Below are 18,570 nucleotides of genomic sequence, written 5' to 3'. Positions count from 1 at the left end.
GCTCACCGGTCCAGGCGGCCTTCCGCGGCCTTATTGGCATATTGCAGCGTCACCAGCATGCCCTTGATGAGGCGCAGGGCGCCGAGGCCCAGCACCACCGTCAGCGGTACCCAGAGGATGAAATGCACCCAGAGCGGCGGGTTGAGGGTGACCTCCATCCACAGCGCCAGCCCGACGACGATGAAGCCGATGATCAGGATGACGAAGACGGCCGGCCCGTCGCCGGCATCGGCGAAGGAATAGTCGAGACCGCAATTGTCGCATTCGGGGGCAATGTTGAGGAGGCCCGAGAAGAGCTTTCCCTTGCCGCAGCGCGGGCAGCAGCCCTTGAGGCCGGCCACGATGGGCTCGACGGGAGGATAGCCCGTGTTGTCGTTCATAGCCTGTTCCCGGTAGGGGTGACGTTCTCGAAGTTCGCCCAATTCACGTCCGCTGGATGATTGCCCGTGCGACCGCCATGCCTGCCGGCGGGCGACGTCACGCAAAACCTGTTGGGCAGGGTCTATCACCCGAGGCCCGCCCGGTCGACGTTACGCGTTGCCGCAGCGCCCCGGCATGCCCAAGGCTGGTCCACAATAGCAAAGAGGCGACCGCGTTGCCGCGGCCGCCTCTCTTTCGTTGGTGTCGGGCGTCAGTGACCGTGGGCGATCGGCGCGCCGATCGAGGCCCAGACGTAGATGTTGGCAAAGAGGAACAGCCAGACCACGTCGACGAAGTGCCAGTACCAGGCAGCCGCCTCGAAGCCGAAATGCTGCTTCGACGTGAAGTCGCCCTTCATCGCGCGGATCAGGCAGACCAGCAGGAAGATGGTGCCGACCAGAACGTGGAAGCCATGGAAGCCGGTCGACATGAAGAAGGTCGCGCCGTAGATCGAATCCTGGAAGCCGAACGGGGCGTGGATGTACTCGTAGGCCTGCACCATGGAAAACAGCGCGCCGAGCCCGACGGTCAGGATCAGGCCGTTGATCAGGCCCTTGCGGTCGTCATGCAGCAGCGCGTGGTGCGCCCAGGTGACCGTCGTGCCGGACAGCAGCAGGATAATGGTGTTGTAGAGCGGCAGGTGGAAGGGATCGAGAACCTCGATGCCCTTGGGCGGCCAGACACCGCCGGTGAAGGCGTCGCGCGCATACTGCTGGGTTTCGCCGGGGAACAGGCTGGCATCGAAGAAGGCCCAGAACCAGGCGACGAAGAACATCACCTCGGAGGCGATGAACAGGATCATGCCATAGCGCAAATGCAGCGAGACGACCGGCGTGTGATGGCCCTCGTGGCTCTCCTTGATGGTGTCCGACCACCAGGCGAACATGGTGTAGAGCACGATCGCCAGGCCGATGAAGAAAAGCCATGGCGAGGCCAGGTTGATGCCGAAGAGGGCGAACTCGTTGCCCTTCAGATACTGCATCCAGGCAACGCCGCCGATCGCCATGATGAAGGCGCCGACCGAGCCGATGAAGGGCCAGGGGCTGGGGTCGATGATATGATAGTCGTGGTCCGGTTTTGCGTGTGCGTCTGCCATGTCAGCCCCCGAGATTCTCTTCGGTATTAATGAGTGTGGATGTGCCTTCCGCCCGCGGCGCCTCTGCCACCGGCTTCGGCGTTTCGATCGGGAAGAAGGTGTAGGAAAGCGTGATCGTGGTGATGTCCTTGAGTTCGGGCGCATCGACGATATCGGGATCGACGTAGAAGACGACCGGCATGTCGATCGTCTCGCCCGGCTTCAGGGTGGTGTCGGTGAAGCAGAAGCATTCGACCTTGTTGAAGTAGGAGCCGGCGAATTCGGGCGTCACGTTGTAGGTGGCGCGGCCGGACGTCGTCGTCGGAAACGGGTTGGAGGCGGTATAGTGCGCCTGTGCCGTCTCGCCGATCTTCATCGAGACCTCGCGCGCCACCGGCTTGAAGGTCCAGGGCAGGCCGCCCGAGACGTTGGCGTCGAAGCGCACCGTGATCTTGCGGTCGAGAATCCGGTCGGAATACTGCGTGGCGCGCTGCGTGGTGCCGCCATAGCCGGTGACCTGGCAGAACATCGCGTAGAGCGGCACGGCGGCATAGGCCATGCCGATCATGCCGCCGAAGAAGGCGACGCAGACCAGCGCCACCATGCGGTTGGCATGGCTCTTCCTCTTGTCGTCGGCTGTCCTCGTGTCGGTCATGCGCTGCTCACATGGCCCGGTCGAGAATGCCCGGACCGAACTTGGCGATCGTGGCGACGTAGAAGATGATGACCAGCGCAAAAAGCGCCAGGCCGATCGCCACCGAGCGGCTGCGGCGCGCCCGCTTCTGGCTGGCGGTGAGGGTAACGAGTTCGTTTTCCATGATTATGCTCCGCTTATCATGAACGCCCGCTGCGCCACTGCGTCAGCGAGATAGGCGGCGAAGATCCCGAACAGATAGAGCAGCGAATAGGCAAAAAGCGACTTGGCAGGCTTCATCACCTCGTCGCCCTCGGGCATCTGGAGGACCTTCCAGGAATAGTGCACGAAGCCGATGCCGAGTGCGGCCGCCACCAGGCCGTAGCCGGCGGTGGTGTAGCCGAGCACCCAGGGCAGAACGCCGCTGACAGCCGTCAGGACGGCATAGGCAAGCACCTGGCGGCGCGTTGACAGGGAACCGGCGACATTGGGCATCATCGGAATGCCGGCGCGGCCGTATTCGCCCGACTTGAACAGCGCCAGCGCCCAGAAATGGGGCGGCGTCCAGAGGAAGATGATGAGGAAGAGGATGACGCTCTCGAGGCTCACATTTCCGGTCGCCGCAGCCCAGCCTATGACCGGCGGGATGGCGCCGGCAGCACCACCGATGACGATGTTCTGCGGCGTCGAGCGCTTCAGCCACATCGTATAGATGACGGCGTAGAAGAAGATGGTGAAGGCAAGCAGCGTCGCCGAAAGCCAGTTGACCAGCACGCCGAGCGTCATCACCGCAAGCACAGACAGGATGAGGCCGAAGGCAAGCGCCTCGGCCGGACGGACGCGGCCCGACGGGATGGGACGGCCGCGGGTGCGGGTCATGACCGCGTCGATATCGGCGTCGTACCACATGTTGAGCGCGCCCGAGGCGCCAGCGCCGATGGCGATGGCCATGATGGCGATGACGGCAAGCACCGGGTTGAGCGTGGCGGGCGCCGCGACCATACCCACGAAGGCCGTGAACACGACAAGCGACATCACTCGAGGCTTCAGGAGCTCGATGTAGTCGCCAGCCGTGGCTTCGGACATTTGCCGGCCGGCATCGTCAAAAGCTGTCTTGTCCACAAGGGCCATTCTCGGGCAGTCCGATCTTTCCTTCAAGGCGAAACTGCCGGTCTCCCGGCAGTTTCATTGGTGCGTCAGATTACTTGATCTTCGGCAGCTGCTCCCACTGGTGGAAGGGCGGCGGCGACGAAAGCTGCCATTCGAGCGTGGTGGCGCCCGGACCCCAGGGATTGTCACCGGCGATGCGCTTCTTGGCGAAGGCTTCCCAGACACCGTAGAGGAAGATCACCACGCCGAAGGCCGACAGGTAGGAACCGTAGGACGAAATGGCGTTCCAGCCGGCAAAGGCGTCCGGATAGTCGATGTAGCGGCGCGGCATGCCGGCGAGGCCGAGGAAATGCTGCGGGAAGAACACCAGGTTGACGCCGATGAACGTGACCCAGAAGTGGGTGCGCGCGACGAAGGGCGAGTACATGTAGCCCGTCATCTTCGGGAACCAGTAGTACCAGCCGGCGAAGATCGCGAAGACCGCGCCGAGCGACAGCACGTAATGGAAGTGGGCGACCACGTAGTAGGTGTCGTGCAGCGAGCGGTCGAGACCGGCATTGGCGAGCTGCACGCCGGTGACGCCACCGACGGTGAACAGGAAGATGAAGCCGATCGCCCACAGCATCGGCGTGCGCATGGAGATCGAACCGCCCCACATGGTGGCGATCCACGAGAAGATCTTCACGCCCGTCGGCACCGCGATGACCATCGTGGCGAAGACGAAATAGCGCTGCGTGTCGAGCGACAGGCCGGTCGTGTACATGTGGTGGGCCCAGACGATGAAGCCAACCGCACCGATGGCGACCATTGCGTAGGCCATGCCGAGATAACCGAACACCGGCTTGCGCGAGAAGGTCGACACGATGTGGCTGACGATGCCGAAGCCCGGCAGGATCAGGATGTAGACCTCCGGGTGACCGAAGAACCAGAACAGGTGCTGGAACAGGATCGGGTCGCCGCCGCCGTCAGGCGCGAAGAAGGTCGTGCCGAAATTGCGGTCGGTGAGCAGCATGGTGATGCCACCCGCCAGAACCGGCAGCGACAGGAGCAGCAGGAAGGCGGTGATGAGCACCGACCAGGCAAACAGCGGCATCTTGTGCAGCGTCATGCCCGGCGCGCGCATGTTGAAGATGGTGGTGATGAAGTTGATGGCGCCGAGAATCGACGACGCGCCGGCGATATGGATCGACAGGATGGCCAGATCCATGGCCGGTCCGGGCTGCCCGGATGTCGACAATGGCGGGTAGATGGTCCAGCCGCCGCCGACGCCGTAAGCGCCCGGCGCGCTCGGCACGAAGGCCGAGATGATGAGCAGCAGGAAGGCCGGCGGGAGCAGCCAGAAGGAAATGTTGTTCATGCGCGGGAACGCCATGTCCGGCGCGCCGATCATGATCGGCACCATCCAGTTGGCAAAGCCGCCGATCAGCGCCGGCATGACCATGAAGAAGATCATGATCAGCGCATGCGCCGTGGTGAAGGCGTTGTACATCGACTTGCCGCCGTCCAGCGCGGCATCGCCTTCCAGGCCGTAGACCATCCCGGCGAGACCGTGGAAAATCTGGATGCCCGGCTCCTGCAGCTCCATGCGCATGACGACGGAGAGCGCGCCACCGATGATGCCCGCGGTGATCGCGAAGATCAGGTAGAGCGTGCCGATGTCCTTGTGGTTGGTCGAATAGACCCAGCGAACCCAGCCGTGGTACGGCTTGTGATCGTGGTCGTCGTGAGCTGCAGCGCCTGCCATGTTCCGTTCCCTGATCCCTGTCCGTGTGCCAGTCAGTTGCCCGCGTCGGCAACTTTTGCGGCACCCTCGATTTCCGCCATCAACGCCTTGTTTGCGCCGCCGAGATCGCTTCGGGCGGCTGCCAGCCAGGTCTCGTACTGCGTGTCGTTGACCACGCGGATAGCGATGGGCATGAAGGCGTGGTCCTTGCCGCAAAGTTCGGAGCACTGGCCGTAGTAGAGGCCTTCCTTGGTGGCGTTGAACCAAACCTCGTTGATGCGGCCCGGCACGGCGTCGGTCTTGATGCCGAAAGCCGGCATGGCAAAGGCATGCAGAACGTCGCTTGCGGTCACCAGGACGCGAACCATGGTGTTGACCGGAACGACGACCTCGTTGTCGACGGCGAGGAGGCGCGGGTACACCGCACGGTCTTCCTTGCCGGCCGAGGCCCTGTCATCATCCTGCAGGATGGCCGCGTTGAAGGAGAGCGGCTCCTCGACCTGGTACTCGTAGTCCCAGTTCCACTGGTTTCCGGTCGCCTTGATCGTCAGCTTGGCTTCTTCCGGCGGCGTGTACTGGGCGGTCAGCAGCTGGAAGGACGGCACCGCGATGAACAGCAGAACGACAACCGGCGCGATCGTCCAGATCACCTCGATCATCGTGTTGTGGCTGGTGCGCGAGGGATTCGGATTAACGCTGGCGCGGTACTTCAGAATGACCCAGGCCAGCAGCGCCAGAACGAGCAGCGTGATCGGAATGATGAACCACAGCGTGTATTCCTCGAACCACGTGATCTGACGCATGATGTCCGTGGCGGCAGGCTGGAATCGCATCTGCCAATCCACCGGCTGCGCCGCAAGCGCTGCCGCAGGTGCGAAAATCGCACCGATCGTGCCCGCCGTTGCAAGAAGTCTTCTCATAGACCTGTTCATCTCCTGCTGCCGTTCAGCCCGACCCCTCAATGCCTGGCCAAGCCTTCACGGGAATCCCGTTCGTGCCCGGTTGGTTCAAACCATACTCTCTTTGCGACCGCAAGAAAGGAGCAGCCAATACCGTGCGGCATTTTTGCGCGACTGCCTGACGGCCGGAGCAATGGGTACCGTGGCGTTGTGTCCGTCTTGCCGGACAGATTCCGGTTTCGACCGCTGGCTGGTCGCCGCAAGCGGGCCTCAGCGGGGCTGCCGCAGGCCCCGCGGCCGCGCAGATGAGGGAGGCCGAAGATCGTAGATTGGCCAAAAAATGTCCCGACCGGTCAAAAATTGTATCGCCAAATGTCGCAATTCGGGCAAATTGACCGTGAAGAAGGAACAAACGGCCCTGCCCTGCTGGTTCGGGGGCGGGGTTATCCTATAGTCGCGCGGTCCGGCAGCCTCTGGCCGTGATTCGCAACGGAGACGTCATGATATCCGGTCTTTCCAGGACCCTAGCCGTGGTCGCCATGTCCGCCTCCCTCTCCGGCCTCGTCCTGCCGGCCCAGGCGCAGCAGAACGGCTCCGTTCGCTCGACGCATGGCTCGTGGTCGATCATCTGCGACACACCGGCAGGCGCGACCTCCGAGCAATGCATCATGATGCAGAACGTCGTCGCCGAGGACCGCGCCGACCTTGGCCTGTCTGTGGTGATCCTGCGCACGGCCGACCGCAAGGCCGAGATCATGCGCGTGCTGGCGCCTCTCGGCGTGCTGCTGCCCACCGGGCTCGGCCTCTACATCGACAAGAAGGACAATGGCCGCGCCTATTTCAAGCAGTGCTTCGCCGACGGCTGCTATGCCGAGGTGATCCTAGAGCAGCAATTGCTGGACACGCTGAAGACTGGCACCGAAGCGACCTTCATCGTGTTCGCCACGCCCGAGGAAGGCATCGGCATCCCGGTCGACCTGACCGGCTTCGGCGAGGCTTTCGCCGCGCTGCCCTAGCCGCCCTATCGGTATTCGGTAGAGATGGCGATGCCCGCTGCCGTGCCTATGCCGACGCCGGCAACGGCGGACTGGGTGCCGAAGACGAACCGACGACCAGCCCGACGAATGCGCCCGCGGCAATCCAATAGAATTGTTTCACCGTCCACTCCGCATCGCGAGGTCGGTTGCCACGGGGTGCAACTCTCCCGATGGCGTCCTATATCTGTCTCACGAATTCAAAATACGGAGCTTTGCGGTGCGTTCCACACTGATCGAACGATTTGACGTAGCCGACGACCGCGTCAAGCAGATCGTGGCCGACACGATCAAGGACGCCGACGACGGCGAACTCTATCTCGAAAGCAGCGAGAGCGAGGCGCTGATGTTCGACAATGGCCGCCTGAAGACGGCCAACTACAGCACCGACGAGGGTTTCGGCCTGCGCGCGGTGGCAGGCGAAGCCACGGGCTACGCCCATTCGAGCGAACTGTCGGAAGCCGCCCTGCTGCGCGCATCCGACGCCGTCTCGGCCGTGAAGTCCGGCTATTCCGGCACGCTCGCCGACGCGCCTCCGCGCACCAACCGGCACCTCTACAGCGACGAGAACCCGATCGGCTCGCCCTCCTTCGAGGCCAAGGCGAAGCTGCTGCAGGAAATCGACGCGCATCTGCGCGCCGCCGACCCGCGCGTGCGTCAGGTCAGCGCGTCGCTCGCCTCCTCGTGGCAGCATGTCGAAATCCTGCGCGCCGACGGGCAGAGCGTGCGCGACATCCGGCCGCTGGTGCGCATGAGCGTCTCTGTGGTGGTCGGCGACGGCGACCGCCAGGAAACCGGCTCCTACGGCATGGGCGGGCGCAAGGGCTTTGGCGAGTTCGTCGCCGACGAGAGCTGGAAGCACGCCGCATCCGAGGCTCTGCGCCAGGCGCTGGTCAATCTCGAGGCGGTTCCCGCGCCTGCCGGAACCTTCGACATCGTATTGTCCAACGGCTGGCCGGGCGTCATGCTGCACGAGGCAGTCGGCCACGGGCTCGAAGGCGACTTCAACCGCAAGAAGACCTCGGCCTTCGCCGGCCTGATGGGCCAGCAGGTCGCCGCCAAGGGCGTAACCGTGGTCGATGACGGCACGATAAGCGAAAGGCGCGGCTCGCTGACCGTCGACGACGAAGGCACGCCGACCAACCGGACCGTGCTGATCGAGGACGGCAAGCTGGTCGGTTACATGCAGGACCGCCAGAATGCGCGCCTGATGGGCATGGCCGCCACCGGAAACGGCCGGCGCGAGGGCTATGCGCACCAGCCGATGCCGCGCATGACCAACACCTACATGACGTCGGGCGACAAGGACCCGGCCGAGATCATCGCCTCGGTCAAGAACGGCATCTATGCCGTCTCCTTCGGCGGCGGCCAGGTCGACATCACCTCGGGCAAGTTCGTGTTCGGCTGCACCGAGGCCTACATGATCGAAAACGGCAAGGTGACGCAGCCGATCAAGGGGGCGATGCTGATCGGCAACGGGCCGGACGCGATGCATCGCGTCAGCATGATCGGCAACGACATGAAGCTCGACAACGGCATCGGCATGTGCGGCAAGGCCGGACAGGGCGTGCCGGTGGGCGTTGGCCAGCCGCATCTGAGGATGGACCAGATGACGGTCGGCGGCACGCGGGTCTGACACCGGACAGCCGTCGGCGTGCCCTCCTCCATCGTCATCCTGACGGGTGCCGGCATCTCCGCCGAATCGGGGATCGCGACATTCCGCGACCCCGACGGCATCTGGTCGAAGATCGATTACCGCGAGGTGGCGACACCGCAGGGCTTTGCCGCCAACCCGGCGCGGGTTCACGACTTCTACAACTGGCGGCGCCAGAACGTGAAAAGCGTCGAGCCCAACGCGGCGCATGTCGCACTGGCGCGGCTGGAGCGCGCCTTTGCGGGCGAGTTCCTTCTGGTGACGCAGAATGTCGACAGCCTGCACGAACGGGCCGGCTCCGAAAGGCTCATACACATGCACGGGCAGCACGACCGTGCGCTCTGCAACGCATGCGGTAGCCGCACGCCCTGGCACGGGGAGATGTCGCTAGAAACCCTCTGCCCCGGCTGCGAACAGGCCGGCCACATGCGGCCCGACGTGGTGTGGTTCGGCGAGATGCCCTACGAGATGGACCGCATCCAGGCGGCGCTGCGCGGCTGCGACCTGTTCGTCTCGATCGGCACAAGCGGCAATGTCTATCCGGCGGCCGGCTTCGTGCGCGAGGCGCGGGCGGCAGGCGCCAGAACCGTCGAACTCAATCTTGAGCCATCGCAGGGCGCGGATCTGTTTCACGAGGCCGAGCACGGGCCGGCGACGCGGATCGTGCCCGATTTCGTCGAGCGGCTGCTCGGCGCCTAGCGCCGCTTCCTCGGCTTCTCCAGCAGGGCGACTGCCTCGACATGCGGCGACCACAGGAACTGGTCGATCGGCGTGACGCTTTTCAGCTGGTAGCCGCCGGCTATCAGTATCGACAGATCACGCGCCAGGGTGGCCGGGTTGCAGGATACCGCGGCGACCAAGGGCACATCGGAGCGGGCGATCTGCTTCGACTGGTCCTCGGCGCCGGCACGCGGCGGATCGAACACCAGTCCGTCGAAGGCATTCAGCTCCTTGAAGGTCAGCGGCCGGCGGAAGAGGTCGCGGCGCTCGGTGGTGACGCGCTTCAGGCCGGGCGTGAAACGGAAGGCGCGGTCGAGGGCGGAAAGTGCCGCGGCATCGCTCTCGACGGCGCGCACTTCCGAGTTGCGGGCCAGCCGCAGCGCGAAGGCGCCGGAGCCGGCGAAGAGGTCGGCGACCTTCCTGGCGCGCGACAGGTGATTGCCGACGAGATCAACCATCGAGCGCTCCGCACTCGCCGTCGCCTGCAGGAAGGCACCGGGGGGCAGAAGCACCGAGGCGTCGCCGAACATGACAGACGGCTTGCGCGGCTCGACGACGATCTCTCCGTCGATGGTGAGCCGGGCAAAACCCTCGCGCAGCACGAAATCCGATGCCTGGCGACGGCGTGTCTCGCCGGGAACGCCGGATTGCCGGGCGGCGATGTCGAGGCCGGTATCGGAGGCGGTGACGATCAGTTGGAAGGGCTTCGGCGTGGTGGCGATCATGCCGGCCAGCACCCGCAGCCGGTCGAGCGCGGCGACGATCTGCGGCGACGAGATCGGGCATTCGACAATGTCGACGATCTCGTTCGACTGCGCGCGGTTATAGCCGAGCAGCATGCCCTTGTCGGCCTTGCGCGCGGTGAAGGTGACGCGCCGGCGGCTGTGCGGGGCGCAGGGCACGAGATCGCCGACCGCCGCCTCGACATGCTGGCTGGCGAGCGGCTGGGCGAGGTTGTCGCGCTTCCAGGCGTGGTAGGCGGCAGGATCGAGATGCTGCACCGAGCAGCCGCCGCAGACGCCAAAGTGTTGGCAGGCGGGCGGGACGCGCTCGGGCGAAGGTTTTTCGACGGAGACCAGTTCGGCCCTGTCCTTGCTGCGCTCGGCGACGACAGTTTCGCCTGGCAGTGCGAAGGGGATGTAGACGGGTCCGGTTGCGGTCTCGGCGATGCCGTCGCCCTGCGCGCCGAGCCGCGCGATCTCGTATGTTTCGCTCATCGATCCTTGATCCCGGCAAGCAGGAATTCGCGGTTGCCGTCGCTGCCTTCGACGGGTGAAGCACAATGGCCCAGTGCGCGCCAGCCCGGCTCTGCGTCGAGCCAGGCGTGCAGCCTTTCGGCGATGCGGACGCCCTCGCCCGGGTCCTTGAGCAGGCCGCCCTTGCCGATGGCGGCGCGGCCGGCCTCGAACTGCGGCTTGACCAGCAGGAGCGCGCGCGCGCCGGACGCAGCAAGGCCAAGGGCGGGCGGCAGCGCCAGCGTCAACGAAATGAAGCTGACATCGCTGACGATGAAATCAGGAATGCGGCCGGCCAGATCGGCGGCGGCGAGGTTGCGTGCGTTGAGGCCCTCAAGGCAGGTGACGCGCGGGTCGGTGCGCAGGCGCTCGTCCATCTGGCCGTGGCCGACGTCGATCGCCGTGACATGGCCAGCGCCGCGTTCCAGCAGCACCTGCGTGAAGCCGCCGGTGGAGGCGCCGATGTCGAGCGCGAAACAGCGTGCCGGGTCGAGGGCGAAATGGTCGAGGCCGGCAATCAGCTTCAACGCGGCGCGCGAAACGTAGCCTATCGCAGGATCGTCGATGCTGATGTCGCTGGCAGGCGAGACGGGCTGCCCGGCCTTGACGGCAACCGCGCCGTCGATGCGGACGGCGCCGCGGCCTATGGCGTCACGGGCGCGCGAGCGGCTGGCGTAGAGACCGGCCGCGACGAGGTGTTCGTCGAGCCGCGATCGTTGCGGGGATTTCAGCGTTGCAGCCATCGGCCTTCATTGGAGACTCGAAGGCGGAAAGGCAAGCGGCCTCAATAGGTGATGACGCGCGATACCTTGCGTTCGTCGGCCTTGGTGATGCGCTCCGGCTCGGGTGCGGGCGTTGCCTGGCGCGCCGTCTCGATGCCGATGGAGCCGGTGAACATGCTGTCCTCGCCGGCGATGATCTGCGGCTTGGCGTCATAGGCGAAACCGGCGCGCAGGTCGCCCATCTTCGCGGCGACGATGCCCAGAACAGCCTCTTCCAGCTTCCTGTCGTAGCGGCTTCCTGCCATGGCTGGCTTTGCGAACACGGCCAGCAGGACCGCGCAACCAATCAGCGCTCTCATCGTCTTGGTGTCTCCCTGCTTCGGGAGACCTTCTAGCAGCGCGGCGCTAAAAAACGGCCAAGAGACAGGGTAATCAAACCACCAAATATCAACGTAAACAGATGGTTAGGAAGATCGTTAAGATTTACTTCCGGACCAGCTTCGCCGTCTGCCCGAGAGCCGAGAAGACCGTGCGGACGATGCCCGTACTGTCCAGCCCGGCGTCGGCGTACATCTTCTCGGGCTTGGCGTGCTCCATGAAAATGTCGGGCAGGCCGAGCGGGCGGACCTTGAGACCGCTCTCCAGCAGGCCCTCGCGGGCGAGGAAGTGCAGCACCTGCGTGGTGAAGCCGCCGATCGAGCCTTCCTCGATGACGACCAGCACCTCGTGCGCGCCGGCGAGGCGGCGCACCAGGTCCTCGTCGAGCGGCTTGGCGAAACGCGCATCGGCAACGGTGGTGGACAGACCCGCGGCTCCGAGTTCCTCGGCAGCGGCGAGACAGGACTGCAGCCGCGTGCCGAAGGACAGCAGCGCGACCTTGGTGCCCTCGCGCACGATGCGGCCCTTGCCGATCTCGAGCTCGACGCCGCGCTCGGGCATGTCGACGCCGACGCCGTTGCCGCGCGGAAAGCGGAAGGAGATCGGACCCTCGTCATAGACGGCGGCGGTGCGCACCATGTGGCGCAGTTCCGCCTCGTCGGCGGCGGCCATGACGACGAAGCCCGGCAGGTTGGCCAGAAAGGCGGTGTCGAAGGCGCCGCAGTGGGTCGGACCGTCTGCGCCGACGAAACCGGCGCGGTCGATGGGAAAGCGCACCGGCAGCTTCTGGATCGCGACATCGTGGACGACCTGGTCGTAGGCGCGCTGCAGGAAGGTCGAATAGATGGCGGCGAAGGGCTTGTAGCCCTCGGTCGCCAGGCCGGCGGCGAAGGTCACCGCGTGCTGCTCGGCGATGCCCACATCGAAAGTGCGGGCGGGATAGGCCTCGCCGAAGAGATCGAGGCCGGTGCCGGACGGCATGGCCGCCGTGATGGCGACGATCTTCTCGTCGTCTGCGGCTTCCTGGATCAGGCTGTCGGCGAAGACCCGGGTATAGGCCGGGGCATTGGCGGGCGCCGGCGCCTGCGCGCCGGTGATGACGTCGAACTTGCCGACGCCGTGATACTTGTCGGAAGCCGCTTCGGCAGGACCGTAGCCCTTGCCCTTCTGGGTCACGACGTGGATGAGCACCGGCCCGTCGACCGTGTCGCGGACGTTCTTCAGAACCGGCAGGAGGTGTTCGAGATTGTGGCCGTCGATCGGGCCGACATAGTAAAAGCCGAGTTCCTCGAAGAGCGTGCCGCCGGTCCAGAAGCCGCGCGCATATTCCTCGGAGCGGCGGGCCTTTTCGGCCCAGAATTTCGGCAGCTTGCGGGCCACCTGCTTGGCCGTCTCGCGCAGCGAGCGGTAGGTGCGCCCCGAGACCAGCCTGGCCAGATAGGCGCTCATGGCGCCAGCCGGCGGGGCGATCGACATGTCGTTGTCGTTGAGGATGACGATCAGACGGGCGTCGAGCGCGCCGGCGTTGTTCATCGCCTCGTAAGCCATGCCGGCGGACATGGCGCCGTCGCCGATGACCGAAATGACGTTGTTCTTGCCGCCCTGCAGGTCGCGCGCGACGGCCATGCCGAGGCCGGCCGAGATGGAGGTCGAGGAATGCGCGGCGCCGAACGGGTCGTACTCGCTTTCGGTCCGCTTGGTGAAGCCGGACAGGCCGTTCTCGGCGCGCAGCGTGCGGATGCGGTCGCGGCGGCCGGTCAGGATCTTGTGCGGGTAGGCCTGGTGGCCGACGTCCCAGATCAGCCGGTCAGCCGGCGTGTCGAAGACGTGGTGGAGCGCGATGGTGAGCTCGACGACGCCAAGTCCCGCACCGAGATGGCCGCCGGTCAGCGAAACGGCGTCGATCATCTCGGCGCGCAGTTCCTTGGCCAGCTGCGGCAGGTCGCTTTCGGCAATGCGGCGCAGGTCGGCTGGCACATTGACGGTGTCGAGAAGAGGCGTTGCGGGTCTGGGGCTCACGATTGTCTGGGGCCTTTCTGGTCCTGGTCTGCCGGCAGAGGCGCGCGGCCTGGCCAAGGGTAGATAGCGGATGGCGCCGGAAGCGTCAGGCCTCCGGGAGGGGGATATACTCGGTTTCGTCGCCTGGCACGATATCGAAACGGCCAGTCTTCCATTCTTCCTTGGCCTGCTCAATGCGCTCTTTCGATGACGAAACGAAATTCCACCATATATAGCGCGGCGACCCCAGCGAGGCGCCCCCAAACAGCATGAAATGCGCGCCGGCCTCGGAATCGACCACGATTTCGTCGCCCGGCCGGAAAACCAGGAGGCGGTTTTCGGCGAAACGGTCGCCGGAAATCGAGACCTTGCCGTCGAGGACGTAGATCGCCCGCTCCTCGGTATCGGCCGGAATCTGAAGTCTGGCGCCGGCCGCGAGACGCAGGTCGACATAGAGCGTCTCGGATGCCGCACGGACCGGCGAGCGGACCCCGGAAAAGGCGCCGATGACGACCCGGCCCTCGACGCCGTCCGAGGCGAAATCCGGCAGCGTGGCGCTCGCGGTGTTCTCGAAGAGCGGCGCGACCTCCTCCTTGCCGTCTGGCAAGGCCAGCCAGGTCTGCAGGCCGGAGACGGACATCGGCGCGCCGCGCATTTCCTCGGGCGTGCGCTCGGAATGGACGATGCCGCGGCCCGCTGTCATCAGGTTCACGTCGCCGGGGGCAATGACCATCTCCGTGCCGAGCGAATCCCGGTGCCGGATCTTGCCGTCGAAGAGATAGGTGACCGTGGCGAGCCCGATATGGGGGTGCGGGCGCACGTCGAGCGCCTGGCCGACCCGAAGCACGGCGGGGCCCATGCGGTCGAAGAAGATGAACGGGCCGACGATGCGGCGCCTGGCGGTCGGCAGCGCACGGCGCACCTCGAAACCGCCGATGTCCTTGGCGTTGGCGACGACCATCAGTTCGATCTGGTCGCTGGCGAAGGCGTCGCCCGGCTCGGGATCGCGCCCCGGGAAATAGCTCATTGCAGTCTCTCCTCTGGCCGTGACCTTCTTAGACGCCCGGCGCGGTTGCACCAAGGGTGTTCTCGGCGGACAGCCGCAGCAAGGCTAGCCGTCGAGAGAGAGCGGCGGTTTCCATTTGGCACGGCGGCCCATCGACGTGCCGGCTCAGGCGAAGCGGATCATCGTCCGGGCGCGGGCCTTGGCCGCCTCTTCCTCGCGGTTCTTCGGCGGCTGCGCGGTTTCCATGGAGCCGAGCAATTCGCGGACGCTGCCAGCGATTTCCGCGACCGCGCGCTCGAAGGCTTCCTCATTGCGCTTCGAGGGCCTGGTCGAGCCGCTCACCTTGCGGACGAACTGCAGCGCCGCATCGCGGATCTCGTCATCGGTCGCCGGCGGGTCGAAATTGAAGAGCTGTCTGATGTTTCTGCACATGAGGGTCTGCCTCCGTCAGATGTTACCTGCGGCCGGGGCAGCGCCCTGCCCGGCCTACTGGTCGCCGTCGAGCGGTTCGGTGCCGGCAGGCTTGCCGTCGCGCGACAGGCGAATCTTCTCGACCTTGTCCTCGGCCGACTTCAACAGCTTGTCGCAATGCGCCTTCAGCGCCTCGCCGCGTTCGTAGATCCTGATCGACTGGTCGAGCGGGACGTCGCCGCGCTCGAGATCGTCGACGATGCGCTCAAGGGCCTCGAGGGCCTGCTCGAAGGTCATCGCCTTGATGTCCTCGTTGGCCGCGGCGGCCTGGTTTGGGGCGTCTTCGGCCATCATCTATCCTTTCATGAGGCGGCCAACATGCGCGGCCACCGAGAATGCCAGTCCCTGCAGATCGTAGCCGCCTTCGAGCAGGCTGACGAGCCTGCTGTCGGCGTGACGGGCCGCACTTTCCATCAGCTGTCCGGTCGCCCAGTCGAAATCGTCCTCGTCGAGATTGATCTCGGCCAGCGGATCGCGGTGGTGCGCGTCAAAGCCGGCCGAAATGATGATCAGATCGGGTGAAAAATGGGCGATGGCCGGCAGGATGCGGCTGGTGATGGCCTCGCGGAAGATGTCGCTGCCGGTGCGCGGCGAGAGCGGCGCGTTGACGATGTTGCCGGCGCCGGTCTCGCTGAGAGCGCCGGTGCCGGGATAGAGCGGCATCTGGTGCGTCGAGCAGTAAAGCACCGACGGATCGTCCCAGAAGATGTCCTGCGTGCCGTTGCCGTGATGGACGTCCCAGTCGACGATGGCGACGCGCTCGGCACCGTGCTTCTTCTGCGCGTAGCGGGCAGCGATCGCCGCATGATTGAACAGGCAGAAACCCATCGCCGTGGCTTTCTCGGCGTGGTGGCCAGGCGGGCGCGAGGCGACGAAGACATTGTCGGCCGTGCCGGCGAAGACATCATCGACCGCGGCGTTGGCGGCGCCGATGGCGGTGAGCGTCGCCTGCCAGCTCTTCGGGCTGACCGTGGTGTCGCCGTCGATGCTGGCGAGGCCGCTCTCCGGGATGGCGGCCCTGACCTTCGACACGAATTCCTCGGGATGGGCGTAGAGAATCGTCGCCGGATCGCCTTGCGGCGCCTCGACGCGGTCGAGGGCCTCGAATCTCTCGTCGTCCAGCACGCGCTGCACGGCGCGCAGCCTGTCGGGGCGCTCAGGATGTCCTGGCGGCGTCAGGTGTTCGAGATAGATCGGATGCGAATAGAGCCTTGTGACCATGCCTTCGGATATAGGGGGCGAGCGGCGACTTGACCATGCCCGCACCGGACCAAGGCCAAGTGATCAACAAGGATTAGCCCTGGCGCGCGGCACCCGTCCAGCGCGAGCCGCCCACCGTCTCGAGCGCCTTGTCCTTGAGTTCGCGAAACTGCTTCGAGGCATCGGAAAGGCGGCGGTCCCATTCGGGATCGGGAACCTGGCCCTCGATGACCTTGAAATAGACCTGCATCATCGCGGCGATGACGAAGGGCTCGACGAAGGCCGAGATGCAGGCCCAGGCAAAGACGATGGCAAGCACGAAGCCCCAGCCGGCCATGTTGCCCGGCATGGCGTAGAGAATGGCGCCGGCAGGCGCGAGCGTCAGCAGGAAGACGATGACGCCGAGGATGGCCGTCATGACGGTCAGCCAGATCGCGTTCTTGACCATGGTCTTCGCATTCTGGGCGTAGAGGACGATGCCCTGGCGGCCTGTCTCGAAGGGCCGGGTGCTCGCCGTCCTGATGTTGTAGCCGAGGATGATCTCGTCGACATAGGTCAGCGACATGCGGATGATGGCGTTGATGAACTTGACGATGCCGTTGAGGCCCGGGATGGGGATGAAGGCGGCGATGCCGCCGATCAGGCCGGTGATGGCGGCAACCGCGCCCTTGATCAGCTGGTCGAGCACGAAAAGCACATTGGCCTCGGCAAAGCGCTCGGTGACAATCGAGCGCGCGTAGGCGATCTGACCCTGGCCGCCCGGCACGTCATGGCCGTCGATCAGCTGCACCATGACGGCGATGTGGCCCGCCTTGACGATGTAGAGGATGTATTCGCGGACCCAGTAGAGGATGAGCGAGACAAGGCCGAAGCCCAGGATACCGCCCCACATGGCGAAGCTCAGCGGCCCGCCATCGCCCATGATGTGGCCGACGCCGTAGCCGATGCCCGCGCCCGTACCGGTCGAGGCAATATAGGCGATCGTGATGCCGAAGTAGACGATCATGCGAAACACGACGAAGGGCCAGGTGCGCATGACGATGCCGAGCGTCCTGCCGATTTCGAAGTCCCACATGCCCCGAATCTCCCCTTACGTCACCGGTGGCAGGATGCGCGGCAGCGGCGGGTTGTCAATCGGAGGACGGGAAGTGCCGGTCAGATGATCTCGGTGTCGGCGATGCGGATGCCAAATCCTTCCAGGCCGACATAGTGGCGCTCACGCGACGCCATGAGCCGGATCGACGAGATGCCGAGGTCCTTCAGGATCTGGGCGCCGAGGCCGATCTCGCGCCACTCGCTCTCACGCCGGCGGGCCTCCTCATGGTCCTCGCCGCCATCCGGTCCGGGCCGCGTGCGCGCCTGATGGGCGACGCCGACCGATCCTTCGCGCAGGTAGACGATGACGCCGCGCTTCTCCTTGCCCATCGACTTCATGATGTCGTGCAGCGCCGTCCCGCTTCCGAAGACATCGGTGACGACGTCCTCGGTGTGGAGACGGACCGGCACGTCCTCGCCGTCGCGGATGTCACCGAAGACGACGGCCAGATGATGCATGCTGTCCCAGGGCAGCATGTAGGTGAAGGCCTGGGCCTTGCCGCCCGGCGTGTCGATGTCGGAGCAGGCGACGCGCTGCACCAGCGTTTCCTTGCGCTGGCGGTAGGCGATGAGGTCGGCGACCGAAAGCTGCTTGAGCCCGTGCGCCTCGGCGAAGGAGGCGACCTGCGGGCCGCGCATGACAGTGCCGTCGTCATTGACCAGTTCGGAAATGACCCCGACCTGCGGCAGGCCGGCGAGCTTGCAGAGATCGACCGCCGCCTCGGTATGGCCCGAGCGCATCAGCACGCCACCCTCGCGGGCGATCAGCGGGAAGATGTGGCCGGGGCGCAGGAAATCGGCGGCACCGACATTGCCGTTGGCGAGGTTGCGCACGGTGAGCGTGCGGTCGTCCGCCGAGATGCCGGTGGTGGTGCCGTGCTTGAAGTCGACGCTGACCGTGAAGGCCGTGGTGTGGGCCGAATCATTGTCGGCCACCATCGGCGCAAGGTTGAGCCGCTTGGCGTCGGCGCGCGTCATCGGCGTGCAGACGATGCCCGAGGTATGGCGAACGATGAAGGCCATCTTCTCGGGCGTGCAATGTACCGCCGCGACGATCAGGTCGCCCTCGTTCTCGCGGCCGTCATCATCCATGACGACGACCATTTCGCCGCGTTCGAAGGCGCGGATCGCTTCGACGACATTCTTCTGCTCGTAGGCCATATGCTCGGTCCGTTCGATGGTCGTGTTGAATGCGG

Annotated in this window: 20 protein-coding genes; 3 read left to right on the top strand and 17 right to left on the bottom strand. The window is 65.4% G+C overall.

What is annotated here, in order from left to right:
• Window positions 1-2: 2 nt before the first annotated feature.
• The 7 genes from ACT2BZ_RS13705 to coxB form a co-directional block, all read right to left on the bottom strand.
• A complete protein-coding gene (locus tag ACT2BZ_RS13705; protein ID WP_457935695.1) occupies window positions 3-380 on the bottom strand; it encodes a DUF983 domain-containing protein in 378 nt (125 codons plus the stop codon).
• Window positions 381-631: 251 nt separating this feature from the next.
• Entirely contained in the window at window positions 632-1,516 is an 885-nt protein-coding gene (locus ACT2BZ_RS13700) for a cytochrome c oxidase subunit 3 (RefSeq protein ID WP_457935694.1), read from the bottom strand.
• Window position 1,517: 1 nt separating this feature from the next.
• Window positions 1,518-2,150, bottom strand: a complete 633-nt coding sequence (locus tag ACT2BZ_RS13695; protein WP_457935693.1) for a cytochrome c oxidase assembly protein — start codon at window positions 2,148-2,150, stop codon at window positions 1,518-1,520.
• A 7-nt stretch (window positions 2,151-2,157) separates the two neighbouring features.
• Window positions 2,158-2,313 (bottom strand): hypothetical protein, encoded by a 156-nt coding sequence (locus ACT2BZ_RS13690; RefSeq protein ID WP_457935692.1) that lies wholly within the window; start codon window positions 2,311-2,313, stop codon window positions 2,158-2,160.
• Window positions 2,314-2,315: 2 nt separating this feature from the next.
• Entirely contained in the window at window positions 2,316-3,260 is a 945-nt protein-coding gene (locus ACT2BZ_RS13685; protein ID WP_457935691.1) for a heme o synthase, read from the bottom strand.
• Between the two features lie 70 nt (window positions 3,261-3,330).
• Complete coding sequence (gene ctaD, locus ACT2BZ_RS13680) at window positions 3,331-4,983, bottom strand: cytochrome c oxidase subunit I (protein WP_457935690.1); 1,653 nt, start codon at window positions 4,981-4,983, stop codon at window positions 3,331-3,333.
• A 32-nt stretch (window positions 4,984-5,015) separates the two neighbouring features.
• Window positions 5,016-5,882: a cytochrome c oxidase subunit II gene (gene coxB, locus ACT2BZ_RS13675; RefSeq protein WP_457935689.1), complete on the bottom strand. Its 867-nt coding sequence runs from the start codon at window positions 5,880-5,882 to the stop codon at window positions 5,016-5,018.
• A gap of 518 nt (window positions 5,883-6,400) precedes the next feature.
• On the opposite strand from coxB, the gene ACT2BZ_RS13670 reads away from it, so the two are divergent.
• The 3 genes from ACT2BZ_RS13670 (at window position 6,401) to ACT2BZ_RS13660 (ending at window position 9,248) form a co-directional block, all read left to right on the top strand.
• Window positions 6,401-6,877: an invasion associated locus B family protein gene (locus tag ACT2BZ_RS13670; RefSeq protein WP_457941313.1), complete on the top strand. Its 477-nt coding sequence runs from the start codon at window positions 6,401-6,403 to the stop codon at window positions 6,875-6,877.
• 238 nt (window positions 6,878-7,115) lie between these two features.
• Window positions 7,116-8,531, top strand: coding sequence for a metalloprotease TldD (gene tldD, locus ACT2BZ_RS13665; RefSeq protein WP_457935688.1), 1,416 nt, complete (start codon window positions 7,116-7,118; stop codon window positions 8,529-8,531).
• Window positions 8,532-8,549: 18 nt separating this feature from the next.
• On the top strand, window positions 8,550-9,248 hold the full coding sequence (locus ACT2BZ_RS13660; protein WP_457935687.1) for an NAD-dependent deacylase: 699 nt from the start codon (window positions 8,550-8,552) through the stop codon (window positions 9,246-9,248).
• On the opposite strand, the gene ACT2BZ_RS13655 is transcribed toward ACT2BZ_RS13660, so the two are convergent.
• The 10 genes from ACT2BZ_RS13655 to ribB form a co-directional block, all read right to left on the bottom strand.
• Entirely contained in the window at window positions 9,245-10,486 is a 1,242-nt protein-coding gene (locus ACT2BZ_RS13655; RefSeq protein ID WP_457935686.1) for a class I SAM-dependent RNA methyltransferase, read from the bottom strand. The genes ACT2BZ_RS13660 and ACT2BZ_RS13655 overlap by 4 nt on opposite strands.
• A complete protein-coding gene (locus ACT2BZ_RS13650; RefSeq protein WP_457935685.1) occupies window positions 10,483-11,247 on the bottom strand; it encodes a TlyA family RNA methyltransferase in 765 nt (254 codons plus the stop codon). The genes ACT2BZ_RS13655 and ACT2BZ_RS13650 overlap by 4 nt, the downstream gene beginning before the upstream one ends.
• 41 nt (window positions 11,248-11,288) lie before the next feature.
• Complete coding sequence (locus ACT2BZ_RS13645; protein ID WP_457935684.1) at window positions 11,289-11,585, bottom strand: hypothetical protein; 297 nt, start codon at window positions 11,583-11,585, stop codon at window positions 11,289-11,291.
• Between the two features lie 124 nt (window positions 11,586-11,709).
• Entirely contained in the window at window positions 11,710-13,623 is a 1,914-nt protein-coding gene (dxs, locus tag ACT2BZ_RS13640; RefSeq protein ID WP_457935683.1) for a 1-deoxy-D-xylulose-5-phosphate synthase, read from the bottom strand.
• A gap of 85 nt (window positions 13,624-13,708) precedes the next feature.
• Complete coding sequence (locus ACT2BZ_RS13635; protein ID WP_457935682.1) at window positions 13,709-14,629, bottom strand: pirin family protein; 921 nt, start codon at window positions 14,627-14,629, stop codon at window positions 13,709-13,711.
• 144 nt (window positions 14,630-14,773) lie between these two features.
• On the bottom strand, window positions 14,774-15,040 hold the full coding sequence (locus ACT2BZ_RS13630; protein ID WP_457935681.1) for a DUF2277 domain-containing protein: 267 nt from the start codon (window positions 15,038-15,040) through the stop codon (window positions 14,774-14,776).
• A gap of 54 nt (window positions 15,041-15,094) precedes the next feature.
• A complete protein-coding gene (locus tag ACT2BZ_RS13625) occupies window positions 15,095-15,370 on the bottom strand; it encodes an exodeoxyribonuclease VII small subunit (protein WP_457941312.1) in 276 nt (91 codons plus the stop codon).
• Between the two features lie 3 nt (window positions 15,371-15,373).
• Window positions 15,374-16,300, bottom strand: a complete 927-nt coding sequence (locus tag ACT2BZ_RS13620) for a histone deacetylase family protein (protein WP_457935680.1) — start codon at window positions 16,298-16,300, stop codon at window positions 15,374-15,376.
• A gap of 73 nt (window positions 16,301-16,373) precedes the next feature.
• Window positions 16,374-17,354 carry a hypothetical protein gene (locus tag ACT2BZ_RS13615; protein ID WP_457935679.1) on the bottom strand — a complete coding sequence of 327 codons (981 nt, stop codon included), beginning with the start codon at window positions 17,352-17,354 and terminating at the stop codon, window positions 16,374-16,376.
• Between the two features lie 80 nt (window positions 17,355-17,434).
• On the bottom strand, window positions 17,435-18,535 hold the full coding sequence (gene ribB / locus ACT2BZ_RS13610) for a 3,4-dihydroxy-2-butanone-4-phosphate synthase (protein WP_457935678.1): 1,101 nt from the start codon (window positions 18,533-18,535) through the stop codon (window positions 17,435-17,437).
• Between the last annotated feature and the right edge of the window lie 35 nt (window positions 18,536-18,570).

The sequence above is a fragment of the Mesorhizobium sp. 10J20-29 genome, from assembly GCF_054130485.1.
The sequence above is the reverse complement of the archived record's forward strand: the minus strand, read 5'-3'. Positions and strand labels throughout refer to the sequence as shown.

What these genes read in the sequence shown, in the direction of transcription:
- ACT2BZ_RS13705 (WP_457935695.1), bottom strand. Translation starts at nt 380, where the DNA reads ATGAACGACAACACGGGCTATCCTCCCGTCGAGCCCATCGTGGCCGGC.
- ACT2BZ_RS13700 (WP_457935694.1), bottom strand. Translation starts at nt 1,516, where the DNA reads ATGGCAGACGCACACGCAAAACCGGACCACGACTATCATATCATCGAC.
- ACT2BZ_RS13695 (WP_457935693.1), bottom strand. Translation starts at nt 2,150, where the DNA reads ATGACCGACACGAGGACAGCCGACGACAAGAGGAAGAGCCATGCCAAC.
- ACT2BZ_RS13690 (WP_457935692.1), bottom strand. Translation starts at nt 2,313, where the DNA reads ATGGAAAACGAACTCGTTACCCTCACCGCCAGCCAGAAGCGGGCGCGC.
- ACT2BZ_RS13685 (WP_457935691.1), bottom strand. Translation starts at nt 3,260, where the DNA reads ATGGCCCTTGTGGACAAGACAGCTTTTGACGATGCCGGCCGGCAAATG.
- ctaD (WP_457935690.1), bottom strand. Translation starts at nt 4,983, where the DNA reads ATGGCAGGCGCTGCAGCTCACGACGACCACGATCACAAGCCGTACCAC.
- coxB (WP_457935689.1), bottom strand. Translation starts at nt 5,882, where the DNA reads ATGAGAAGACTTCTTGCAACGGCGGGCACGATCGGTGCGATTTTCGCA.
- ACT2BZ_RS13670 (WP_457941313.1), top strand. Translation starts at nt 6,401, where the DNA reads ATGTCCGCCTCCCTCTCCGGCCTCGTCCTGCCGGCCCAGGCGCAGCAG.
- ACT2BZ_RS13655 (WP_457935686.1), bottom strand. Translation starts at nt 10,486, where the DNA reads ATGAGCGAAACATACGAGATCGCGCGGCTCGGCGCGCAGGGCGACGGC.
- ACT2BZ_RS13650 (WP_457935685.1), bottom strand. Translation starts at nt 11,247, where the DNA reads ATGGCTGCAACGCTGAAATCCCCGCAACGATCGCGGCTCGACGAACAC.
- ACT2BZ_RS13645 (WP_457935684.1), bottom strand. Translation starts at nt 11,585, where the DNA reads ATGAGAGCGCTGATTGGTTGCGCGGTCCTGCTGGCCGTGTTCGCAAAG.
- ACT2BZ_RS13635 (WP_457935682.1), bottom strand. Translation starts at nt 14,629, where the DNA reads ATGAGCTATTTCCCGGGGCGCGATCCCGAGCCGGGCGACGCCTTCGCC.
- ACT2BZ_RS13630 (WP_457935681.1), bottom strand. Translation starts at nt 15,040, where the DNA reads ATGTGCAGAAACATCAGACAGCTCTTCAATTTCGACCCGCCGGCGACC.
- ACT2BZ_RS13625 (WP_457941312.1), bottom strand. Translation starts at nt 15,370, where the DNA reads ATGGCCGAAGACGCCCCAAACCAGGCCGCCGCGGCCAACGAGGACATC.
- ACT2BZ_RS13620 (WP_457935680.1), bottom strand. Translation starts at nt 16,300, where the DNA reads ATGGTCACAAGGCTCTATTCGCATCCGATCTATCTCGAACACCTGACG.
- ACT2BZ_RS13615 (WP_457935679.1), bottom strand. Translation starts at nt 17,354, where the DNA reads ATGTGGGACTTCGAAATCGGCAGGACGCTCGGCATCGTCATGCGCACC.
- ribB (WP_457935678.1), bottom strand. Translation starts at nt 18,535, where the DNA reads ATGGCCTACGAGCAGAAGAATGTCGTCGAAGCGATCCGCGCCTTCGAA.